Here is a 6,946-nt window from a genome sequence, read left to right on the forward strand (position 1 = left end):
CCCGGGCCCGGTCCTGCACTGTCGACCCGTTCGAGCCGATATCGCCATCGAGTTCTCGGTTATTGAGCAAGTCTCTGCTATGCCACTGCGCCGCCAGCTGAAGCTGTGGGTTGACCTTCAAGTCGGTGGTGCATCCGGCCTGGTGCTGGATGGTGTAAACATTGGCCACGACGCCATCGTTGAGCCGCTTGTTGTTCGGCACGAGGGTGTTATTGTCACCATCCGCATATGCGGTGAAGGCGCCGAGTGCGATGATTCCTGAGACCAGGGCGGCCAGTACGCGTAGCGTCGATGCGCTCCGCCTTGCAATACCGGTGACTGTCATGATCTGTCATCGTTGCACGAGTTCTACGTGGGTCAAGGGTCGCACGCTTTACTGGGGTCAAGCTGCTCGGACGATGTTGGCAGCGAACCATTTGGCACCACGTATAGCGGCGTCAGGTCTCGGGCCAGCCGCCTGCAGATGTGGAGGCCGGCTTCGCCCCCGAAGTAGTGGCAGAGATTTCCTCGCCCGGTGATGGCGCGACTGCCGGCAGCGATATGGGATCATCGCTCTCGCTGGTAACGGCCGCATACCGCACCGTGTCCCGGACCGTGAGAGCGTCGATTGCCTGTGCAACAACGGGCCAGCCGCGGGTTGCTCCCAGGCATGTGATCCCCGCCTCCGGCGCACCCGCCCGAAAGGACCACTGAACCACGAGCCACGACGGTGACATCTGGCTCAACGGCCACGGGTGGCACAACGCCAAGCCCGCCTTAGGCGAATCGGGTTCAGCCACCTCATCGAATAGCCTGCCAAAACCTTTCCGGTCACTCGCATTGCTGGCGATCTGTGATCGGCTTGGGCTGGACCACGGGGCGTCCTTGAACCCCGGACAAGCCGCCTTCCGTTACGGCTGGACGAGCACGACCGCGCGTCGACTTGTTGGTGGGAGCTGTGGATGCGCTAGATCGCTGGTGTCGCGCACTCTCATCTTCGGCGCCGCGAGGCAAGCGTGGGTGTTGTTGTGGAAGTCCCGTTCGCCAAACGCTGGACACCGGCCAACAAACCTGCCGAAACGCTAGTCAAATGCCATCTGCCGCTTTAAACTGCATACAGTTTGGCTGCGTCTGGCGTCGTAAGGAGGAGCATGAGCCGAGAGGCGGTCGTTCGGCAGGCTTTCGCTGCCATTGACGCCATGGACCCTGACAAGTTCGTCAAGCACCTCACCCAGGATGTGGTGTTCCGTTTCGGAAACGCGGAGCCTACCGTTGGGCGCACCTCGGTCCAGGAGGCAGTCTCGAGGTTCTTTGCCTCGATCGCCGGTATGAAACATCAGATCGAACGGGTGTATGAGATTGGGGATGCCGCCGTCGTGCAGATCGAGATCGAATACACGCGAAAAGACGGCCGTCGCGTCACCGTGCCCAACGCCGACATTCTGACGTTCGAAGGTGAACTGGTTCGCGACTGGCGCATCTACATCGATGTCAGCCCTGTGTACGCCGACCTATAGCGTGCGTCGTTATTCCGACGTCTCAACGCCAGCATCCCATTGCCGCACGGTTCGAGGTGGTCGAGTGACACACCGAATAACGCAAATGAGTGTCCGCCCAATCTTTCCCAGGCGAACACCGAAGCGAACGAGGAGTCGCCGGTGAGGGATCACTCGGTCGAAGGTGCGTTTGATCAAGTATGCCAATCAGGAGTAGTCGATGAACGGTGTGGGTAAGTGGCACTGACGGCGTCCCTGACGAAACCGGCCCGCGAAATCGGGGGTTTCTTCGCGATGTCTCAGGACGTAATCCTGGCGCTCCGTCCGCCGGTCGCCTGGCGTGAGTGCATCCTCCAAGCCTGGTTCGTCGCCCGAGTCGCGGCGCTCCCCGCGGTGGCGCTCGGGCTGGTCTTTAATGCCTTAGTCATTTTCATGCTGGACGTGCTATTCATCTCGCTCGGCGCCGGTGATCTTGCCGGAGTGGGCGCATCCCTGTCGGTAATCACCCAGATTGGGCCGTTTACCACGGCGATGGTGATCAGCGGTGCCGCGGCCACTGCGATGTGCGCCGACCTCGGTGCGCGCACCATCCGTGAAGAACTCGACGCCATGAGGGTGATGGGAATTAACCCGATACAGAGGCTCGTAGTGCCGAGGGTTATGGCGCTCACCTTCAACGCTTTGCTGTTGGCCGGTGTCGTGTGCATCACGGGTTTAGCCGGCGACTACTTGTTCGCGGTCTACGTGCAAAACGTCACACCAGGTCCTTTCGCGGCGACCCTGACGCTGCTTGCGGGGGTGAGCGACATCATCGTCTGCTTGCTGAAGGCCGCATTGTTCGGCCTGGTCGGCGGTTTGATCGCCTGCTACAAGGGCCTTAACCCGGCAGGCGGTCCCGCCGGCGTCGGCAACGCGGTCAATGAGACGGTGGTGTACACGATCATGGCGACAGCTGCCATCAACACGTTTGTGACCGCCCTCACCACGGGGGCAGTGTGATGAGTACCCCGAGTCCGCTGCGGCCAAGGCTGGCGAAAGCGCTGCACGGCTTTATCGAGCAATGGAATCGCCTCGGAGAACAACTCGCGTTCTACGTCACGAGCCTCCGCCTCATCGGTCGAGCCGTCGTCAACTACACAGAGGAGACGTTGCGCAACATTTCGCAGTTGGCCTTAGGGGCCGGCGCGCTTGCAGTAATCGGGGGCGCCACCGTGGTCACCGCCTTCGTGGTGTCGAACGGCGGCATTTTGGTCGGCTATGTGGGGCATGCCAACCTCGACCGAATCGGTGTATTTGCGCTGGCCGGTGTGTTCACCGCGTATATCGTCCCGCGCCTCATCGTGCCAATCATCGTCGATTTCGGTCTGGCCGCCACCGTTGGCGCCGCCACCACCGCGCGACTCGGCGCCATGCGAATCAACGACGAAATCGACGCGCTGGAGGTGATGGGCATCAACGCGGTGTGCTACCTGGTGTCAACCCGGGTGCTGGCCGGTGTGATCGTCGCGATACCGCTGGCCTGTCTTTCGGAGTTGGCGACCTTTATGATGGCCCGCTTCGTCTTTAGTGCCCGCTTCCGGCTCTCGACTGGCGGCTACGACCACTACTTGAGAACTTTTCTGAATCCGACCGATACCGTCTACACGGTCATCCAGATAGCAGTCACGGCAGGAGTCCTCATGCTGATTCACTGCTATTACGGTTTCACCGCCACAGGCGGCCCCGCCGGCGTCGGTGAAGCTACCGGACGCGCTGTGCGCGCCTCACTCATTGTCTCGATAACAGTGACTTTCCTCATGGGCCTGATTCTTTACGGGCGTTCCGGCAACTTCCATCTGTCTGCGTAGCTTGCGATGAAACAGAAGCGACGCGCCGCCGGCATCCACCCCTCGTGGTGGACTCTAATTCTCGTCGCGATGATCATCGTGCTCGCCGCATTCACCGCGGTCGCCTTCAACCGAGACTTCACGTCATACGCGAAAGTGACCGTCACATCTGATCGTGCCGGTCTCGTCATGGAGCCCTACGCGATGGTGAAGTTCCGCGGCGTTGAGGTGGGCCGAGTGGCGTCGATCCAGCCGGACGGTCCGGTGAGACTCCAGCTGGAGGTCGATTCTGGCCAGCTCCGATATATTCCGGCCAACGTCGCAGCACAAATCACCGCCCCCACCGTCTTCGGCGCCAAATATGTCGAACTATTGGCTCCCAGTGATCCGAGTTCCAAGCGATTAGCAGCCGGCGCTGTTCTGCACTCACGCAACGTGAGCATCGAGGCGAACACGGTGCTTCAGAACGTGGTTGGTGTACTCAGCCAAATCGACACCGCCAAACTAAACGCCGTGCTCTCGGCGTTCGCCGAGGGCTTTCGCGGCAAGGGCCAAGCACTCGGTGAGGCCGTCACCGACCTCAATCAGGTCTTGATAGCGATCAATCCTCGCAGCGAAACCATCCGGGCCGATTTCCGTGCAGTCAAAGGGTTCTCCGACACCTATAGTGCCGCAGCACCGAACCTACTGACAACGCTAGATGCCCTGAGCACGACCAGCTCCACGATCAGCACGCATGCCAGGGAGCTTGACTCGCTCCTACTCAATGCCATTGGGCTATCTAACAGCGGAATTAACCTGATCGGCCCGAATAAGGACAACCTCGTTCACGCAATCAACATACTGGAGCCGACGACGCGGTTGCTGATGAAATACAACCCGGAACTCACCTGCACAATCGTTGGCGGACAAAAGGTCCTGGACAAATATGGCTGGGGCGACGTTGGCGGCTTGAAAAACAGAAGATCCATCGTCTTAGATGCCGCACTGCTGTTCGGTGAGGACATGTACCGGTATCCGGACAACCTCCCCATCAACGGAATCAAGGGTGGACCCGGGGGAGCCCCGGGCTGCGGTTCGCTGCCCGATGTCGCCGACAACTGGCCTGTGCGGTATCTGGTCACCGATTCCGGATGGGGCACCGGGCTGGACCTGCGACCAAACCCCGGTATCGGCTTTCCCGGATACGCCGACTACTTCCCGGTTACTCGCGGTACGCCTAAACCGCCGAGCATTCGACATCCCGGCGGCCCAGCCCCGGGTCCAGTCCCGTATCCAGGGGCCCCCCCGTTCGGCGCGCCCCGATATGCGCCCGACGGAACGCCACTATATCCGGGCTTGCCGCCGGCGCCGCCGCCCGGGAGGCCACGAGAACCGGGCGCGCCACCAGCGGGATCGGAGCCGTTCACGCCCGCACATCCAGGGTTGCAACCCACCTGCGGGGTCGTCACCCAACCGTGCGGACCGCCGTCACCGTCGCCGCTGCCACCGCCGCCCGAATATGCGCCTTCGCCGTGACCGCTGTAAGCAATTAAGGACAGACCGCCGTGAGAGAGAACCTACGTGGCACGCTATGGCGCCTTGGCATCTACGTTGGTGCGTGTCTGCTGGCGATAGCTGTGTTATTCGCCGTCTATAGTCAGGTGCGCTTTGAAAAGTCGAAGACCTACAACGCCATTTTTTCGAATGTGTCGCAGCTACGGGGCGGGAACTTCGTTCGCATTGCTGGTGTCGAGACTGGCAAGATCAAAAGCATTTCGATTCAGCCGGACTCAACGGTCCGCGTCAAGTTCTCGGTGGACGACACAGTAATCCTTACGGAGGGCACGCGCGCGGTCATTCGTTACGACGACCTGATTGGAGGCAGATATCTGGCACTGGAGGAGGGTGCGGGGGATGTCAAGAAGCTCAACCCCGGGGCGACCATCCCGCTCAGCCGGACCCAGCCGGCGCTTGACCTCGATACGTTGATCGGCGGCTTCCGTCCATTGTTTCGCGCGTTGAATCCTGACCAGGTAAACGCGCTGAGCGGCCAATTGATTGCGGCCCTGCAGGGCCAAGGTGCGGCGATCGGCTCAATTCTGACCCAGACCGCCGCATTAACTAATAGCCTGGCCGACCGGGATAGACTGATCGGCGAGGTCATCACCAACTTAAACACGCTGCTCGGCTCGCTGGGCGAGCAGAGCGGCGAGTTGGCCAAAACCATCGACTCCCTGTCTGAACTTGTCGCGGGCCTGCAAGCCCGCAAACAGGACATCACAAACGGATTGGCGTACGCCAACGCGGCCGCCGGGGCCATCACCGATCTGATGGTGCAGGCCCGTCCACCGTTGAAGAAGGTGGTGCATGAGACGGATCGCACCGCCGGAATCGTGATGGCCGACCACGATTATGTCGACAACCTGATCAACACCTTGCCCGATATGTACCAACTACTGGGCAGGCAGGGTCTTCACGGGGACTTCTTCAGTTTCTACATGTGCGACATTGTGCTGAAGCTGAACGGCAAGGGCGGTCAGCCCGTTTACGTCAAACTGGCAGGCCAGGATACCGGGAGGTGCGCGCCGAAATGAGGACCGAATCCGAGCCCCACCTCTTGAAGGTTGCTGCCTACGGGGTCGGCGTGACCCTCGCTCTGATGCTGGTGTCCCTGAACTACGCCAAGCTGCCCTTCGTCAACACGGGCAGGAACTACTCGGCTTACTTCGCGGAAGCCGGCGGCCTTGACAAGGGCGCCGATGTTGAGGTTTCGGGTTACCGGGTCGGGAAGGTCTCCAGCGTCGCGCTGGACGGGCCACGGGTATTGGTCAAATTTCAGATCCGCAACGGTGTCCGGCTCGGGAACCGCACCGAGGCGGCGGTGAAGTTGGCGAACACACTCGGTACCAAGCGTCTTGAGGTGAGGCCGCGCGGCGACGGGGAGCTCACCGAGCCCATACCCATCGACCGGACGACCCCCGCCTATCAACTGCCCGACGCATTGGGCGATCTCACTACAACCATCAGCGGGTTGAACACTGGCCAGCTATCGGACTCGTTGGCGGTGCTGGCACGCGAGTTCTCCCACACCCCGGCATCGTTCAGGGCTGCGGTGCAGGGGGTGGCGCGGCTTTCCCAGACCCTGGATGAGCGCGATCAGCAGCTGCGTAATCTCCTGGGCAACGCCAATAAGGCGACCAAGGTGCTGGCCGAACGCAGCAACGAGGTACTCGACCTCGTGACTAACACCAACGCGTTGCTGGCTCAACTGAACACCCAGAGCAGCGCGCTGGACCACATCAGCACAAATCTTTCAGCGCTGGCGCAGCAGTTGAAGGGTTTCGTTGCCGAAAACCGGGACACATTAAAGCCCGCCCTGGACAAGCTCGATGGGGTCCTATCGATCCTCGACAACCGCAAAGAGCGGGTACAGAAGGCGATCAAACAGCTCAATTCCTTTGCGGCGGGGCTGGGTGAATCGGTATCGGCGGGTCCGGGCTTCAAAACCAATGTCGTCAACTTGCCGCCCGGTCAGTGGATCCAGCCGTTCATCGACGCTGCGTTTTCCGACCTCGGCCTGGATCCGGCCACTCTCTTGCCGACACAGTTATCCGACCCGGAGGTTGGCCAACCGGCGATGCCGCCGCTTCCGATACCGTATCC

The 6,946-nt window shown here is 61.0% G+C and carries 6 protein-coding genes and 1 pseudogene (2 of these 7 only partly in view); 6 read left to right on the top strand and 1 reads right to left on the bottom strand.

The genetic code is table 11. The annotated features are described in order from the left end of the window. A pseudogene (locus tag ACFE99_RS06430) lies at positions 1 to 277 on the bottom strand (CAP domain-containing protein) (it extends 211 nt beyond the left edge of the window). Between the two features lie 853 nt (positions 278 to 1,130). Between ACFE99_RS06430 and ACFE99_RS06435 the strand changes: the two are divergent. From ACFE99_RS06435 to ACFE99_RS06460, 6 genes are all read left to right on the top strand, one after another. Further along, positions 1,131 to 1,496 carry a nuclear transport factor 2 family protein gene (locus ACFE99_RS06435; protein ID WP_375483526.1) on the top strand — a complete coding sequence of 122 codons (366 nt, stop codon included), beginning with the start codon at positions 1,131 to 1,133 and terminating at the stop codon, positions 1,494 to 1,496. 216 nt (positions 1,497 to 1,712) lie between these two features. After that, entirely contained in the window at positions 1,713 to 2,474 is a 762-nt protein-coding gene (locus tag ACFE99_RS06440; protein WP_375483528.1) for an MlaE family ABC transporter permease, read from the top strand. Then, positions 2,474 to 3,322: an MlaE family ABC transporter permease gene (locus tag ACFE99_RS06445; protein WP_375483530.1), complete on the top strand. Its 849-nt coding sequence runs from the start codon at positions 2,474 to 2,476 to the stop codon at positions 3,320 to 3,322. The genes ACFE99_RS06440 and ACFE99_RS06445 overlap by 1 nt, the downstream gene beginning before the upstream one ends. Before the next feature lie 6 nt (positions 3,323 to 3,328). Then, positions 3,329 to 4,819, top strand: a complete 1,491-nt coding sequence (locus tag ACFE99_RS06450) for an MCE family protein (RefSeq protein WP_375483532.1) — start codon at positions 3,329 to 3,331, stop codon at positions 4,817 to 4,819. Positions 4,820 to 4,848: 29 nt separating this feature from the next. Beyond that, on the top strand, positions 4,849 to 5,877 hold the full coding sequence (locus tag ACFE99_RS06455) for an MCE family protein (protein ID WP_375483534.1): 1,029 nt from the start codon (positions 4,849 to 4,851) through the stop codon (positions 5,875 to 5,877). Beyond that, positions 5,874 to 6,946, top strand: partial view of an MCE family protein gene (locus ACFE99_RS06460; RefSeq protein WP_375483536.1) — the 5' portion only. Its footprint extends 322 nt past the window's final position; the window shows 1,073 of its 1,395 coding nt (coding positions 1–1,073); it begins with the start codon at positions 5,874 to 5,876; the stop codon falls past the right edge of the window. Before ACFE99_RS06455 ends, ACFE99_RS06460 begins: the two co-directional genes overlap by 4 nt.

Origin of the sequence: uncultured Mycobacterium sp. (genome assembly GCF_964249325.1) — a bacterium.
In the GTDB taxonomy this organism is placed as follows: Bacteria; Actinomycetota; Actinomycetes; order Mycobacteriales; family Mycobacteriaceae; genus Mycobacterium.